This is a genomic window from Bradyrhizobium forestalis, assembly GCF_002795245.1.
GTDB lineage: Bacteria > Pseudomonadota > Alphaproteobacteria > Rhizobiales > Xanthobacteraceae > Bradyrhizobium > Bradyrhizobium forestalis.
On the sequence record NZ_PGVG01000047.1, the window covers coordinates 12,977 to 26,573 of the forward strand.

A 13,597-nucleotide genomic window follows, 5' to 3' on the forward strand; every position below is an offset into this window, starting at 1 on the left:
CCATCGATTGCGTCAGAGGCATGGCCCGCGCCCGTTTGCACCGGTTGCCCGCCCTTCTGCACCCCTCCATAGTGCCGCGAATCAACAAGGCCCTTGAAAGCCTCAAAAGCCCGTTGGGGCGGAAGTGCCGAATGCTGGACGTGACTGCAGCCAATGAGATCGCCGACGACGCCCGCGTGCGTGCCAATGTGGTGCGCCTTGCCGCCGCGCAGGCGCTGACCGGCGCCAACTCGGCGGTGATCTTCGCCACCGGCGCGATCGTCGGCGCCACGCTCGCGCCCGACATGTCGTTCGCGACCGTGCCGATCTCGATGTATGTGGTGGGGCTTGCTGCCGGCACGCTGCCGACCGGCGCGATCTCGCGCCGCTTCGGTCGCCGCGTGGCCTTCGTCATCGGCACGGGCCTCGGCACGCTCACCGGCCTGCTCGGCTCGTTCGCGATCCTGCACGGCTCGTTCGCGCTGTTCTGTGTCGCGACCTTCCTCGGCGGCCTCTACGGCGCGGTGGCGCAGTCCTATCGCTTCGCCGCCGCCGACGGCGCCAGCGCGGCCTACCGCCCCAAGGCAGTGTCCTGGGTGATGGCGGGCGGCGTGTTCGCCGGTGTGCTCGGTCCGCAGCTCGTGCAATGGACCATGGATGTCTGGCAGCCCTATCTGTTCGCCTTCAGCTTCCTGGTGCAGGCCGCGGTGGCGCTGGTTGCCATGGGCATCGTCGCCGGCGTCGACATGCCCAAGCCCGCGCCGGCCGATCTGCATGGCGGACGGCCGCTGCTGACCATCGTGACTCAGCCGCGCTTCATCGCGGCGGCGCTGTGCGGCGTGATCTCCTATCCCATGATGAATCTGGTGATGACCTCGGCGCCGCTCGCCATGAAGATGTGCGGCCTCAGCGTGTCCGATTCCAACTTCGGCATTCAATGGCACATCGTCGCGATGTATGGACCGAGCTTCTTCACGGGCACGCTGATCGCCCGCTTCGGCGCCCCGAAGATCGTCGCGGCCGGCCTGCTGCTCGAAGCCGGCGCCGCCGGCATCGGCCTCTCCGGCCTCACCGCGATGCATTTCTGGGCGACGCTGATCGTGCTCGGCATCGGTTGGAACTTCTCCTTCATCGGCGCCTCCGCGCTGGTGCTGGAGACGCATCGTCCGCAGGAGCGCAACAAGGTGCAGGCCTTCAACGATTTCCTGGTGTTCGGCATGATGGCGATCGGCTCGTTCTCCTCCGGGCAATTGCTCGCCAATTACGGCTGGTCGGCGGTGAACCTCGTGGTCTTCCCGCCGGTGATCCTCGGTCTCGTCGTGCTCTCGCTGGTCTCCTGGGCCCGCCGCCGCAAGGCGCGACTGGATGCGGCCATGGGCGAGTTTCCGGACGCGGTCTAAGTTGGCAGGAGGTTGTCAGCAACGTGGATGCTTCGATCGCCGTCGAAGTGATTTTCGGGAGCTGTGTCGTTACATGATGCTCGTCATGAACAGACGAGCGTGAAGCCAGGCGCTCGCGGGGGGAAGCCAAGGAGAAGCGCAAATGCTCGACAACCCCCATCATGCGACATCGCTCGACGAATCCTCCGTCCGCTACGAAGGCTGGCGCATCGTCGCGGTCTGCTTCCTGCTCGCCACCTTCGGCTGGGGTCTCGGCTTCTACGGCCAGAGCGTCTATGTCGCCGAGCTCCAGCGCGCGCGGGGCTGGCCCACCACCTTGATCTCCGCGGGCACCACGTTCTTCTATCTGTTCGGCGCGCTGCTGGTCGTTTTCGTCGGCGAGGCCGTGCGAAACTACGGCCCGCGCCTCTGCCTGATTGCGGGCACGCTGGCGATGGCGGCGGCCGCGGTCGCGATCGGCGCGGTGCGCGAGCCCTGGCAGCTCTATCTCGCCGATGCCGTGCTCGCCTTCGGCTGGGCCGGCACCAGCCTCGCCATGATCACCAACACGATCAGCCTGTGGTTCGACCACAAGCGCGGCATGGCGATCAGCCTTGCGCTGAACGGCGCCAGCTTCGGCGGCATCGTCGGCGTGCCGCTGCTGGTGGCGTTGATCGGCCATGTCGGCTTCGCCAGCGCGATGTATGCCACTGCCGGCGCCATGCTGGTGCTGCTGCTTCCGGTCATCCTCATTCTCGTCGGCCGCCCGCCCGATCGCCATGGCTGGCACGCTGCCGCGAAGGCAAAACCGCAATCCTCGACGCAGATCCGCAGCCAAGCGCTGCGTGACGTCGGCTTCCTCACGGTGACGATCGCCTTCGCCCTGGTGCTGTTCGCCCAGGTCGGCTTCATCGTGCACCTGATCTCGTTCCTCGATCCCGTGATCGGCCGCGAGCGCGCCGCTGTGGCGGTCGCGGTGCTGCCGGCGATGGCGGTGGTTGGCCGGGTGCTGTTCTCGCTGGTGATCGACCGCCTCGACCAGCGCCTGGCGTCTGCGCTGTCGTTCCTCAGCCAGGCGGCGGCGCTGCTCGTCGTCATCAATCTGCACAACGACTATGTGCTGATCGCGGCCTGCGCGGTGTTCGGCTTCTCGGTCGGCAATCTCATCACGTTGCCGTCGCTGATCGTGCAGCAGGAGTTTGATAGCGCCGCGTTCGGCGTGCTGATCAGCCTCAACACCGCGATCAATCAGGTCACCTACGCCTTCGGCCCCGGCGTCGTCGGGGCCTTGCGCGATCTCTCGGGCGGCTATTCGCTGCCGTTCTATCTCTGCATCGTGCTGGAGGTGATGGCGGCAGCGCTGATCATGGTGCGGGGCGTATCCAAAGCAAAGGTCTCGTAGGGTGGGCAAAGGCGCATAGCGCCGTGCCCACCATCAGTTTTTCGACGCGTTGAGTAAGAATTGGTGGGCACGCTTCGCTTTGCCCACCCTTGGCATCACGCCTCGCGTTGCCGTAACAAGTCCTCAACATCCAGCCTCTTGGTAAACATCGCGAGCTTGCCGTCCGGCCCGAATGGCCATTGCTCCTTCGGCCGGTCCCAATACAGCTCCACGCCGTTCTGGTCCGGATCGCGCAAGTAAAGCGCCTCGCTGACGCCGTGATCGCTGGCGCCATCGAGCGCGATGCCCGCCGTGAGCACGCGATGCAGTGCGTCCGCCAGCGAGGAGCGCGTCGGATAGAGGATCGCGGTGTGATAGAGCCCGGTGGTGCCCGGCGGCGGCGGCGAGCCGCCCTTGCTTTCCCAGGTGTTGAGCCCGATGTGGTGGTGATAGCCGCCGGCTGAGATGAAGGCCGCGCCCGAGCCCATGCGCTGCATCAGCTCGAAGCCGAGCACGCCGCAATAGAAACCGAGCGCGCGATCGAGATCGGCGACCTTGAGATGGACGTGGCCGATCCTGGTGCCGGCATGGACGGCTGGGCTTTGCGACATGTGAATGCTCCGTCGAAAACATGCACATAAGGCAGGCCTCGGGACAGTGCCATTAGTCCATCTCGAAACCCATCGTTTCCGAATCGGAAACTAAGACAGCTCCGACGCCTCACCCTCCGGCAGGCCGAACTCAAACGTGTTCAGCGTCATCGATACCAGCGTGTAATAGCCGCACAGCCCGATCACCTCGACCACGCCGCGCTCGCCGAGCAGCTTCACCGCCTCATCATAGAGTCCCTTCTCGACGCCATGGCCCTCGTGCAGCGACTTCGCGACGTCGTAGATCATCCTGCCCTTGGGATCGTCGAACTCTGGCGTGCGGCGATCGCGGATCGCGTCGATGATCTCAGGCGTCATGCCGCCCGCGAGCGCGAGGCGCTTGTGCGCATACCACTCGTAATGCGCAGTCCAGTGCCGCGCCGTCACCAGGATCGCGATCTCCGAAAGCTTGGCGGGGAAGATCGTGTCGAAACGCAGCACCTCGCCGAGCCGCGTGGCGTGACGGGCCATCTCCGGGCTGTTTAGCCAGGCCATCATCGGCGCCGGCGGCTTGCCGCGCTTGCCGGCAATCGACTCGTCATAGGTCTGCCGCTGGCTCCAGTTCATTTCGCCAGGCGAAAGAAGTTTCAGGCGCATCCTCGTTTCCTCTTTGTTTTCAAGCTCGCGCTTGTGGCGACTATAGCCGAATGCGAGCTGCGGAAGTGGTTGAATTCCACGGTGCGATGGCCCAGAGTCGCGCCCAACAAGTCGATTTTGAGTGATGGAAACGACCATGAGCGATTCTGAAACGGCCGATCTCGAAACATTCCGCGACGAGACACGCGCCTGGCTGGAAGCCAACTGCCCGCCGGAGATGCGCAAGCCCGCAACCTCGGACGCCGACGTGTTCTGGGGCGGGCGCAATGCCAAATTCTCGTCCGAGCCGCAGCGCATCTGGTTCGAGCGCATGCGCGACAAGGGCTGGACCGTGCCGGATTGGCCGAAGGAATATGGCGGTGGTGGCCTCAGCGCCGCCGAGCACAAGGTGCTGCGCGCGGAGATGGCCAGGATGGGCGCGCGGCCGCCGCTGTCGAGCTTCGGCATCTGGATGCTCGGGCCGGCGCTCCTAAAATACGGCAACGACGCCCAGAAGAACGAGCACCTGCCGAAGATCGCCGCGGGCGAGATTCGCTGGTGCCAGGGCTATTCCGAGCCGAATGCCGGCTCCGATCTCGCCTCGCTGCAGACCCGCGCCGAGAGCGACGGCGACGACTTCATCATCACCGGTCAGAAGATCTGGACGTCCTACGCCAACTACGCCGACTGGATCTTCTGCCTGGTCCGTACCGATCCGGCCGCGAAGAAGCATGACGGCATCAGCTTCGTCCTGTTCGACATGACCTCGAAGGGCGTCTCGACCAAGCCGATCCTGTTGATCTCCGGCTACTCGCCGTTCTGCGAGACCTTCTTCGACGGCGTCCGCGTGCCGAAATCGCACGTGGTCGGCACGATCAACCGCGGCTGGGACGTCGCAAAATATCTGCTCCAGCACGAACGCGCGATGATCTCAGGCATGGGCGAGCGCGGCGTCGGCCGTCCGCTCGGCCAGATCGCGGCGGATTCCGTCGGTACTGATGCGCAAGGCAGGCTCGACGACGTCATGCTGCGCGGCCAGATCGCGCGCTTCGACGTCGATGAAGCCGCGTTAGCTGCCTGCGCCGAGCGCGCCGTCGATCTCGCCAAGGCGGGGCAGGCGCATCCGGCGTTCTCCTCGGCGATGAAATATTACGGCACCGAGCTCAACAAGCGCCGCTACGAGATCCTGATGTCGGCCGGCGGCGTCGATGCGCTGGAATGGGAGAGCGAGCGCTCCAAGCAGGGCGCCCGTCCGCGCGCCTGGCTCCGCACCAAGGCCAACTCGATCGAAGGCGGCACGTCCGAGGTCATGCTCGGCATCGTCGCCAAGCGCATCCTCGATCTGCCGGGGGCGTGAGGTGCGCTCTCACCACACGTCATTCCGGGGCGCCGCGATAGCGGCGAGCCCGGAATCCATCAGGCGGCATTCTCCGCGGTGAAATGGATTCCGGGCCTGGCCCTTCGGGCCATCCCGGAATGACGAAGACAAATAGAATTCGAATCGGAAACACGCACCATGGCCCTCGTCCTCACCGAAGAACAATCCATGCTCCGCGACAGCGCGCGCGGGCTGATCAGCGACAAGGCGCCGGTGTCGCACCTGCGCCACTTGCGCGACAGCAAGGACCCCACCGGCTTCTCCAAGGAGTTTTGGCATTCCTTCGCCGAGATGGGTTTTGCCGGCTTGCTCGTGCCGGACGAGTTCGGCGGCAGCGGCCTCGGCTATGTCGAAGCCGGCGTCGTCATGGAGGAGATCGGCCGCACCCTGATGCCTTCGCCGTTCCTCGCCACCAGCGTGGTCGCGGCCTCGGCACTGAACCGCGGCGGCAATGCCGCGCAGAAATCGGAATATCTGCCGAAGATCGCGAGCGGCTCGCTGCTCGCAACGCTTGCGATCGACGAGGGCGCCAAGCATCGTCCGCTGCAGACCAGCCTGCAGGCCGTGCGCGCCGGCAACGGTTTTAAACTTTCCGGCGCCAAGGCGCTGGTCGTTGACGGCCACGTCGCAGATCTCTTCATCGTCGCCGCGCGCACCGCCGGCTCGGCCGGCGAGCGCGAGGGCCTGACGCTGTTCCTGGTGAACCCAGCGGCCAAGGGCGTTGCGATCGAGCGCACCATCATGGTCGACGCGCACAATGCGGCGCGGATCGAATTCGCCAATGTCGAGGTTACCGCCGACAGCGTGCTCGGCGAGGTCGATCAGGCAGCCAGCCTGCTCGATGGCGTGCTCGACATCGGCCGCGGCGCCGTCGCCGCCGAAATGGTTGGCCTCAGCGACGAGGTCTTTGGCCGCACCGTCGAATACCTGAAGAGCCGAAAACAGTTCGGCAAGCTGATCGGCGAATTCCAGGCGCTGCAACATCGCGCCGCCGAACTCTATGTCGACATCGAGATCACCCGCGCCGCCGTCATGAAAGCGCTGCAGGCGTTGGACGCCGACGTCGCCAAGGCTGCATCAGCCGTTGCCGTCGCCAAGGCTGCATCAGCCGTTGCCGTCGCCAAAGCCCGTGCCGGCACGACCGCCACCCGCGCGGTGCAGGAAGGCGTGCAGATGCATGGCGGCATGGGCATGACCGACCAGTTCGACATCGGCTTCTTCATGAAGCGCGCCCGGGTCTGCGAGGAGTTGTTCGGCGACGCGAACTACCACACCGAGCAGCTGGCGCGGGCGCGGGGGTATTGAGGCGAGGCCCGCCGTCGCCTCGCATTCGGTGTCATCGCCCGGTTTGACCGGGCGATCCAGTACGCCGCGGCCTCTCGATTGATCACAACCGTCTCTGGAATACTGGATCGCCCGGTCAAGCCGGGCGATGACGGCTGAGCGTGTGGCGCGAGCTTTGGCTCAAGCTCGCAATGACGATGGCTAGACCGCCTACCTCATCGGCGGTGCGTACTGCACGCCACCCGCGTTCCACAGCTGGTTCATGCCGCGCGGGATCTTCAGCTTGGACTTCTCGCCGATCGTGCGCTCGTACATCTCGCCGTAATTGCCGACGTGGCGGATGATGCGCGCGGCCCAGTCCTTGGTGAGGCCGAGCTGCTCGCCGTAATTGCCCTCGGTGCCGACGAGGCGCATCACTTCCGGCTTCTTCGACTTCAGGGCCTCGTCGATGTTCTCCGAGGTCACGCCCAGCTCTTCGGCGTTGATCATCGCATACAGCGTCCACTTCACGATCATCATCCAGTCGTCGTCACGCTGGCGCACGACGGGGGCGAGCGGCTCCTTGGAGATCATGTCCGGCAGGATCATGTGGTCGCCGGGCTTGGACAGGTTGATCCGCAGCGCGTAGAGCTGCGAGACGTCGGCGGAGAGCGTGTCGCACTTGCCGGTGTCGTAGGCCTTCACCACGTCGGTGAGGTTGTCGAACTTGACCTCTTCATATTTCATGTTGTTGGCGCGGAAGTAATCGGCAACGTTTAGCGCCGTCGTGGTGCCGGCCTGCACGCAGACCTTGCTGCCGGTCAGATCCAGCGAGGTTTCCTTGTTGCGCGAACGCGGCAGCATGAAGCCCGCACCGTCGTAATAGGCGACGGCAGGGAAATAGAGATCGTAGTCGAGCTCACGCGCCATGCTCCAGGTCGAGTTGCGCGAGAGGATGTCGACCTTCCGGCTCTGCAATTCCTTGAAGCGCTCGCTGGCGTCGAGCGGAATGAACTTCGCCTTGGCCGGGTCGTTGAAGATCGCCGCGGCGACCGCGCGGCAGAAATCGACGTCGAAGCCGGTCCAGTTCTTGTTGTCTTCCGAATATGAGAAGCCAGGCAGGCCCTTGTTGACGCCGCACAGCACTTCGCCGCGGCGAACGGTGCGCTTCAGGGTGCGGGTGTCGTAGAATTCATAGATGATGGCGAGGACGCCGACCAGTACGGCGACCGCGAGCCCGATCAGCAGGCCGCCACGAAAAGTACGCATGATGTCTCTCTCTCGAAAGTTATCGGGGAAAGGAATTTGGAGGAGGAGGAGAGCATGATCGGTGCGATCATGCTCGAACCATAGCCCTTAGAGTTCGGGCTTCTGCCGGATGACGACCTTGGTCCCGACAGGGACGCGATCGTAGAGATCGGCGACGTCGTTGTTGACGAGGCGGAAGCAGCCCGAGGACACCTTGGTGCCGATCGTGTCGGGCCGGTTGGTGCCATGGATGCGGTAGACCGTGGTGCCCAGATACATGGCGCGGGCGCCCAGCGGATTGCCGGGGCCGCCGGCCATGAAGCGCGGCAGATAAGGCTGGCGCTGGATCATCTCCGGCGGCGGCGTCCAGTCCGGCCACTCCTTCTTGTTGGTGATGGTCACCAGCCCCTGCCACTGAAAACCGTCGCGGCCGACGCCAATGCCGTAGCGGATCGCGCGCCCACCGGGCTGCACCAGATAGAGGTGCCGCTCTGCGGTCGAGACGATGATGGTGCCCGGCGCTTCGGTGGTGCGGAAGTAGACCACCTGCTTCTGCCATTCCGGCTCGAGCTGGTAGCCGTCGTCGGCGATCAGGCCCGGCTCGTCGCCGCGGTCCGGCTGCTGGGCGAAGGCCTGCGGCGTGGACAGGACCAGTCCCATCGCAGCCATGAAAATCCCGGTCAGGCGACGAAAATCCGTCATTTCAAGCTCTCCCCGCTGCCACAGCGCAAATCATTCGGAACCATCAAACCTGAGGGGCAGGTTCATGGCAAGTTGATGGCGCGCCGTCCTGGCATGTCACGAGAATGCTTTGGTTTTTTGACGGCGCCGGAGCAATGCCACGAACAGGGGATGGCGCGAAAAGCAGTGTCGGCGGCTGCACAGTCGGTGCGCTCCCTCCCCCCGCTTGCGGGGGAGGGCGGGGGAGAGGGTGTCTCCACAAAAAGAATCCCCCAGGAGGATAGAACCCTCACCCGCCGCGCTCTTCGAGCACGTCGACCTCTGCCGCAAGCGGGAGAGGCTCAGACCGAGTTCGCGGCCAAATCGTCTGACCCAACAGGCATTCCGTCAAATCTTATTGCTCTCCGCCGCGATCCCCAGCCGCCTTACGATCTCCGTCCCCACCGCGCGCGCCTCGACCCGCGACCCGATACGAGGGCTGCGAAACCTCCGTCCCGAATGCAACCGGATCGTGACGATGCAGTGCTCGTCCTCGGACCGGCCGCGGCGGTCGACCGTGATCGCCTTCACGTCGGGCCCGGCGATATGGTCGGCGCGCAAGCTGCCGTCGCCCCACAGGCGTTCGACGCGAATATCGTTCTGCCGGATGATCCAGAAGGCGCCGGTCACGAGGTTGGCGTATCGGTGCACGGCGTATGCGGCGATCGCACCGAGCGGCAGCAGCAGGATGTCGACATGGCTGGGCGGCCATCCGCGCCAGAGCTTGTAGGCGTAGGGCACAGCGCACAGGGCGATCGCGATCAGGGACACGATCCGAATGTCCCTGACGGAAAACGGCTCCAGCGGTTCGCCAAGCTGCATCTCGGGATTGCTGGCATCGAGCGGATTGACGGGCTCCTCGACATTGGGAACCTCGAACTGCGTCGCGATCCGGGCGACCGTGTCACGAACATGGGTGACGTCGGCGATCGGCGGGGACGCCAGGCGTTCCCCTGAGGCCAGCGTGAAGACGAGTTGAAAGCGGGCCTTCACCCTCTTGCTGCCGGGAACCTGTAACCCCGTGATGTCGTCTTTCGCGACGATGCGCGTGCGCAGCTTTCCGAACGGGCTTTGTCGCCCGATCAAGATCTCGTTCGGCGTGATGATCCACACCACGGCCGGTGCGAGCATGATGCCGACGACGAACCCCGCGCCCACGAGCAGCGCAGCCACCGATATGATGATCTCCAGAATGTCGTGCGTGAACAGGCCGGGCGTGAAGCACAGCGCGACGGCGACCGCAAAGCCGGACATGACCAGCCGCTGCGCGATCGAGGAGCCTTCACGAAGGCGAATGTCGCTATGGCTGGGCGTGTCGTCCATTGCGTGCGGCTGATTGCGTCGCTCGCGAAACTCCACGGACGGGTCCGTGGAGTCAAGCAACAAGGGCGACAACTGAAACCCGCCCCGCGATGGCCGCGCGGCGTCAGCTGTCGACGTTCAGCAGCCTTGCCACGGTGCGGTCGATCTGCTCGTAAGCCCCTTCGCCGGCGTGCTGGAACACGATCCTGCCGGTCTGGTCGATGATGTACTGCGCCGGCCAGTATTGATTGCGATAGGCGTTCCAAGTCCTGGAATCGTTGTCCTGCGCCACCGGATAGGTGATGCCGTGGCGCTTCAGCGCGGCCTGCACGTTGGCGGCCGAGCGCTCGAACGGGAATTCCGGCGTGTGCACGCCGACCACGACCAGGCCCTTGTCCTTGTACTTGGCATAGAGATCGGTGACATGCGGCAGTGTGTTGACGCAGTTGACGCAGCCATAGGTCCAGAAATCGACCAGCACGACCTTGCCGCGGAGGTCGGCGAGGCTGAGCGGTTTCGAGTTGAACCAGCTGGTGATGCCGGTGAAGTCGGGCGCGGTCTGCTGGCTTGCGGCGGCGACGCGGAGCGGTGCCGCGCGGGACACCTCGTTGCAGATGCCGGGGATGACGGCGCCTGTGACGGTGAAGCCGATCAGTGCGGTGGAAACGGCGAGCAGTTTGACAGTCATGGAAGCGTCCTCCGGGTGAAATCTTCGATGATCACAGGCCGATCTGGCCGGTGGGATAGAAGCCGGTAAGCCACGCCACGATCAGCGTGTCGTATTGAAAATAGGCGGCGACCGCGAAGGCGATGACGACGACGCCAAAGCCCTGCTGCAGCCGCGGCGAGATGCACGCGAGGCTGCGTACCCGTGTCGTCGCGACCTGTCCGCCATAGGCGATCGCCAGCATCGGGATCGCCGCGCCGATGGCATAGGCGACCAGCAGCGTGCCGGCCCAGGTCAGGTTCTTTGAGGTCGCCACCAGTGTCAGGATCGAGCCGAGCACTGGGCCGGCACAGGGCGTCCACACCAGCCCGAGCGTGGTGCCGAGGATCAGTCCGCCGAGCGCGCCCTCGCGCTGCGCGCCGCCTGAGCTGAGATCGAGCCAGCCATTGAGCCGGATCGACAGCCATTCGAACGGGGCCGGCCACAGCATCAACAGGCCGAAGCCGAGCAGCAGGATGGATGCGGCTTCGCGCAGCACATTCGGATCGAAATCGAATGCCTGCGTGATCGCGCCGAGCAGCAGCGCGACTGTGGAGAAGGAAATGACGAAGCCGAGCGCGATCATCGCCGGGCGCAGATGCCCCGCGCGCCCGATCGAAGCGCCGAGAAGGATCGGCAACATCGGCAACGTGCACGGCGCGGCGATGGTGAGGAGGCCGGCGAGGACGGCGAAGAGCAGTTCGAGCATCGGGCACTCGTGATGGAGGTCACGAGGGCTGTTCGGGATGGATGCGGCGCTCGTTACGCGTCGTCACACGTTCGTGACGGGCGAAGCTGATTTGGCGGGGAGAGCAACAGTGCCGGCGATAGCGGTGGTGCGCTCCCTCCCCCGCTTGCGGGGGAGGGCGGGGGAGAGGGTGTCCGCAACGAGATACTCCCCCAGAGGAAAGAACCCTCACCCGCCGCACGCGGGACGGTGCTTCGCATCGCCCGCACGCGTCGGCTTCTCCCGCAAGCGGGAGAGGCGGGAGTGCGCGGTGAGAGCCTCGCCCCCCAAAACACAAAACGACCCGGAGGGGGGCATCCCGTCCGGGTCGTTGGAGGTCTTGGGAGGTTTAACGAAACCGTATGCGAGCTTTATAGGAGGGAAGTTTTTCCGCCTGATGTTGTCGATTGTTTCAATTGTTTCGTCGGCGGTAACACTTCCGTGTCCGGGGACAGGGCCTGAGATATGGTCCTATCCCCCTGAAATCATTGTGTTCAGGCCGCGAAACGATCGACGCCGGCGCCCTTAAGCAAATCGGCCAGCTGCTTGCGGGCGTAGAACATCCGGGTCTTCACCGTGCTCTGGGGGATGCCGATGATCTGGCCGACCTCCTCCACCGACTTCTCGTGGTAGTAGACGAGGTTGATGATCTCCCGATGCGCCGGCGACAGCTTCTGCACGCAGGCGCGCAGGATGGCGCTGGTGTCGCTGCGGTCGAGCGAGGTCTCCGGCGTGTCGCAGCCGTCGGGAATCTGGCGCACGTCTTCCTGGTCGATGTCCTCGAAGCGGCGCTGGCGCATCGCGGTCAGCGCCTTGAAGCGGGCGATCGAGAGCAGCCAGGTCGACACCTGCGAGCGGCCCTGGAACTGGCCGGCGGTCCGCCACACGTCCAAAAACACCTGGCTGACCAGGTCTTCGGCCGTGGTGGCGTCGCGCACGATGCGCAGGATGAAGCGGTACACCCGCACATTATGCCGGCAATAAAGGATGTGCATGGCGGTCCGGTTGCCGTCGGCGATGCTTTCGAGCAGCATGTCGTCCGAGGTCGCCTGAGCGGCAATGATGCTCTGGCTGGCTTGGGCGTTGATGGCAATGACGTTCCGCATGGACTTGGCTCCCCGTAGCGCCGCAACCGAGCGGCGTTTCCTTGGACCAAAGTGTTAATGAGCCAACGTTTCGGGACGTCTGCACGAAAAGCGGAAAATGGTTTCGTGCGCCGCCAAATTGTTTCGTCGGGAAGGGCGCGACGAAACATTCGAGGCAAAAAGTCGTGGAATTTCAATGTACGGAAAATGCGGGTGTGGGGATTTGGAGGGCAGACTGAGCAACCGGGAACGAATTTCCGGACTTTGCGTTCGGTCCCGCCAAACACTCGCCTGTCGTCCCGGGGCGCGAAGCGAACCCGGGACCCATAATCACAGGATGCAGTTTGACGAAGACTCGGAGTGACCGCCCTCGCGCCAAACCAGCCCTGTTGCTGGGTCCCGGATCGGCGCGCGCTTGAGGCGCGCTTGTCCGGGACGACGGCGGAGTTGTGAGGCTGCTTACGCCTTCTCGCCCGACGGCGAGAACAGGTAGCCGCCGCCGCGGATGGTGCGGATCACGGCCGGTTTTGCCGGATCAGGCTCGATCTTGCGGCGGATGCGCATGATGCGCAGATCGACGGCGCGGTCGAAGGCCTCGGCGTCGCGCGCATTGGCCAACTCCAGCAGGCGCTCGCGCGACAGCACGCGCTTCGGATTGGCGGCGAACACCTTGAGCAGCCCGAACTCGGACGCCGTCAGCGGATGCTCGTTGCCCTCGTCGTCGCGCAAGGCCTGCGCTTCGAGATCGAGCCATTTGGTGCCGAAGCGCACCAACTGGTCCTTGTCCGATTTCGCCGCCGATGCATCCTGCGTAGCAGCCTTGGCCGGCCCGCTCCGCCGCAGCACCGAGCGGATGCGCGCCATCAGCTCGCGCAGCTCGCAGGGCTTTGCCACGTAATCGTCGGCGCCGAGCTCGAGCCCAACGACGCGATCGATCGGGCTCGCGGTCGCCGTCAGCATGATGACCGGCACGTTGATGCGGCTCTTGAGGTCGCGAATGATCGAGAGCCCGTCTTCCTCGGGCATGTTGAGATCGAGCACGACGAGATCGGGCATGCTGCCCTGGATCGCGGCGCGCAAGGACTTGCCGCCGTCGCACAGCGTCACGGTGAAGCCGTGCATCTTGAGGTAATCGCCGACCATCTCCCGGGCCGGGGCCTCGTCGTCGACGATCATGATGTGCTGGCTTTGGGTCATGGCTTC

13 protein-coding genes are annotated in these 13,597 nt (G+C 64.8%); 4 read left to right on the forward strand and 9 right to left on the reverse strand.

Annotated elements, in window-relative coordinates:
• Nucleotides 1-131: 131 nt before the first annotated feature.
• Nucleotides 132-1,379: an MFS transporter gene (locus CVM73_RS33730; protein WP_100236086.1), complete on the forward strand. Its 1,248-nt coding sequence runs from the start codon at nucleotides 132-134 to the stop codon at nucleotides 1,377-1,379.
• Nucleotides 1,380-1,521: 142 nt separating this feature from the next.
• Nucleotides 1,522-2,760: an MFS transporter gene (locus tag CVM73_RS33735; protein ID WP_100236087.1), complete on the forward strand. Its 1,239-nt coding sequence runs from the start codon at nucleotides 1,522-1,524 to the stop codon at nucleotides 2,758-2,760.
• Nucleotides 2,761-2,855: 95 nt separating this feature from the next.
• On the opposite strand, the gene CVM73_RS33740 is transcribed toward CVM73_RS33735, so the two are convergent.
• Both CVM73_RS33740 and CVM73_RS33745 read right to left on the reverse strand, forming a co-directional pair.
• Entirely contained in the window at nucleotides 2,856-3,350 is a 495-nt protein-coding gene (locus CVM73_RS33740; RefSeq protein ID WP_100236088.1) for a VOC family protein, read from the reverse strand.
• 90 nt (nucleotides 3,351-3,440) lie between these two features.
• Nucleotides 3,441-3,986 (reverse strand): carboxymuconolactone decarboxylase family protein, encoded by a 546-nt coding sequence (locus CVM73_RS33745; protein ID WP_100236089.1) that lies wholly within the window; start codon nucleotides 3,984-3,986, stop codon nucleotides 3,441-3,443.
• A 136-nt stretch (nucleotides 3,987-4,122) separates the two neighbouring features.
• Here CVM73_RS33745 and CVM73_RS33750 point away from each other — a divergent pair, with 136 nt between their 5' ends.
• Nucleotides 4,123-5,322: an acyl-CoA dehydrogenase family protein gene (locus CVM73_RS33750; RefSeq protein WP_167407214.1), complete on the forward strand. Its 1,200-nt coding sequence runs from the start codon at nucleotides 4,123-4,125 to the stop codon at nucleotides 5,320-5,322.
• A gap of 159 nt (nucleotides 5,323-5,481) precedes the next feature.
• Nucleotides 5,482-6,648 carry an acyl-CoA dehydrogenase family protein gene (locus tag CVM73_RS33755; protein ID WP_100236091.1) on the forward strand — a complete coding sequence of 389 codons (1,167 nt, stop codon included), beginning with the start codon at nucleotides 5,482-5,484 and terminating at the stop codon, nucleotides 6,646-6,648.
• Between the two features lie 189 nt (nucleotides 6,649-6,837).
• Here the strand turns inward: CVM73_RS33755 and CVM73_RS33760 are convergent, their stop codons facing one another.
• The 7 genes from CVM73_RS33760 to CVM73_RS33795 all read right to left on the reverse strand — a co-directional run bounded on the left by CVM73_RS33760 (nucleotide 6,838) and on the right by CVM73_RS33795 (nucleotide 13,591).
• Complete coding sequence (locus tag CVM73_RS33760) at nucleotides 6,838-7,875, reverse strand: amino acid ABC transporter substrate-binding protein (protein ID WP_100236092.1); 1,038 nt, start codon at nucleotides 7,873-7,875, stop codon at nucleotides 6,838-6,840.
• Nucleotides 7,876-7,962: 87 nt separating this feature from the next.
• Complete coding sequence (locus CVM73_RS33765) at nucleotides 7,963-8,556, reverse strand: L,D-transpeptidase family protein (RefSeq protein ID WP_100236093.1); 594 nt, start codon at nucleotides 8,554-8,556, stop codon at nucleotides 7,963-7,965.
• A gap of 366 nt (nucleotides 8,557-8,922) precedes the next feature.
• Complete coding sequence (locus CVM73_RS33770; RefSeq protein WP_167407215.1) at nucleotides 8,923-9,897, reverse strand: hypothetical protein; 975 nt, start codon at nucleotides 9,895-9,897, stop codon at nucleotides 8,923-8,925.
• Between the two features lie 103 nt (nucleotides 9,898-10,000).
• Nucleotides 10,001-10,564 carry a thioredoxin family protein gene (locus CVM73_RS33775; RefSeq protein ID WP_100236095.1) on the reverse strand — a complete coding sequence of 188 codons (564 nt, stop codon included), beginning with the start codon at nucleotides 10,562-10,564 and terminating at the stop codon, nucleotides 10,001-10,003.
• Between the two features lie 31 nt (nucleotides 10,565-10,595).
• Nucleotides 10,596-11,291 carry a cytochrome c biogenesis CcdA family protein gene (locus CVM73_RS33780; protein WP_100236096.1) on the reverse strand — a complete coding sequence of 232 codons (696 nt, stop codon included), beginning with the start codon at nucleotides 11,289-11,291 and terminating at the stop codon, nucleotides 10,596-10,598.
• A gap of 512 nt (nucleotides 11,292-11,803) precedes the next feature.
• The gene (locus tag CVM73_RS33790; protein WP_100236098.1) at nucleotides 11,804-12,415 is read right to left on the reverse strand and encodes a sigma-70 family RNA polymerase sigma factor; all 612 of its coding nucleotides are present in this window, start codon (nucleotides 12,413-12,415) and stop codon (nucleotides 11,804-11,806) included.
• 438 nt (nucleotides 12,416-12,853) lie between these two features.
• Nucleotides 12,854-13,591: a response regulator gene (locus CVM73_RS33795; protein ID WP_100236099.1), complete on the reverse strand. Its 738-nt coding sequence runs from the start codon at nucleotides 13,589-13,591 to the stop codon at nucleotides 12,854-12,856.
• Nucleotides 13,592-13,597: the final 6 nt, after the last annotated feature.

Excerpts from the sequence above, each read along its gene's own strand:
- CVM73_RS33735 (WP_100236087.1), top strand. The coding sequence starts at position 1,522 with ATGCTCGACAACCCCCATCATGCGACATCGCTCGACGAATCCTCCGTC.
- CVM73_RS33795 (WP_100236099.1), bottom strand. The coding sequence starts at position 13,591 with ATGACCCAAAGCCAGCACATCATGATCGTCGACGACGAGGCCCCGGCC.
- CVM73_RS33745 (WP_100236089.1), bottom strand. The coding sequence starts at position 3,986 with ATGCGCCTGAAACTTCTTTCGCCTGGCGAAATGAACTGGAGCCAGCGG.
- CVM73_RS33755 (WP_100236091.1), top strand. The coding sequence starts at position 5,482 with ATGGCCCTCGTCCTCACCGAAGAACAATCCATGCTCCGCGACAGCGCG.
- CVM73_RS33765 (WP_100236093.1), bottom strand. The coding sequence starts at position 8,556 with ATGACGGATTTTCGTCGCCTGACCGGGATTTTCATGGCTGCGATGGGA.
- CVM73_RS33740 (WP_100236088.1), bottom strand. The coding sequence starts at position 3,350 with ATGTCGCAAAGCCCAGCCGTCCATGCCGGCACCAGGATCGGCCACGTC.
- CVM73_RS33750 (WP_167407214.1), top strand. The coding sequence starts at position 4,123 with ATGAGCGATTCTGAAACGGCCGATCTCGAAACATTCCGCGACGAGACA.
- CVM73_RS33775 (WP_100236095.1), bottom strand. The coding sequence starts at position 10,564 with ATGACTGTCAAACTGCTCGCCGTTTCCACCGCACTGATCGGCTTCACC.
- CVM73_RS33760 (WP_100236092.1), bottom strand. The coding sequence starts at position 7,875 with ATGCGTACTTTTCGTGGCGGCCTGCTGATCGGGCTCGCGGTCGCCGTA.
- CVM73_RS33790 (WP_100236098.1), bottom strand. The coding sequence starts at position 12,415 with ATGCGGAACGTCATTGCCATCAACGCCCAAGCCAGCCAGAGCATCATT.
- CVM73_RS33730 (WP_100236086.1), top strand. The coding sequence starts at position 132 with ATGCTGGACGTGACTGCAGCCAATGAGATCGCCGACGACGCCCGCGTG.
- CVM73_RS33770 (WP_167407215.1), bottom strand. The coding sequence starts at position 9,897 with ATGGACGACACGCCCAGCCATAGCGACATTCGCCTTCGTGAAGGCTCC.
- CVM73_RS33780 (WP_100236096.1), bottom strand. The coding sequence starts at position 11,291 with ATGCTCGAACTGCTCTTCGCCGTCCTCGCCGGCCTCCTCACCATCGCC.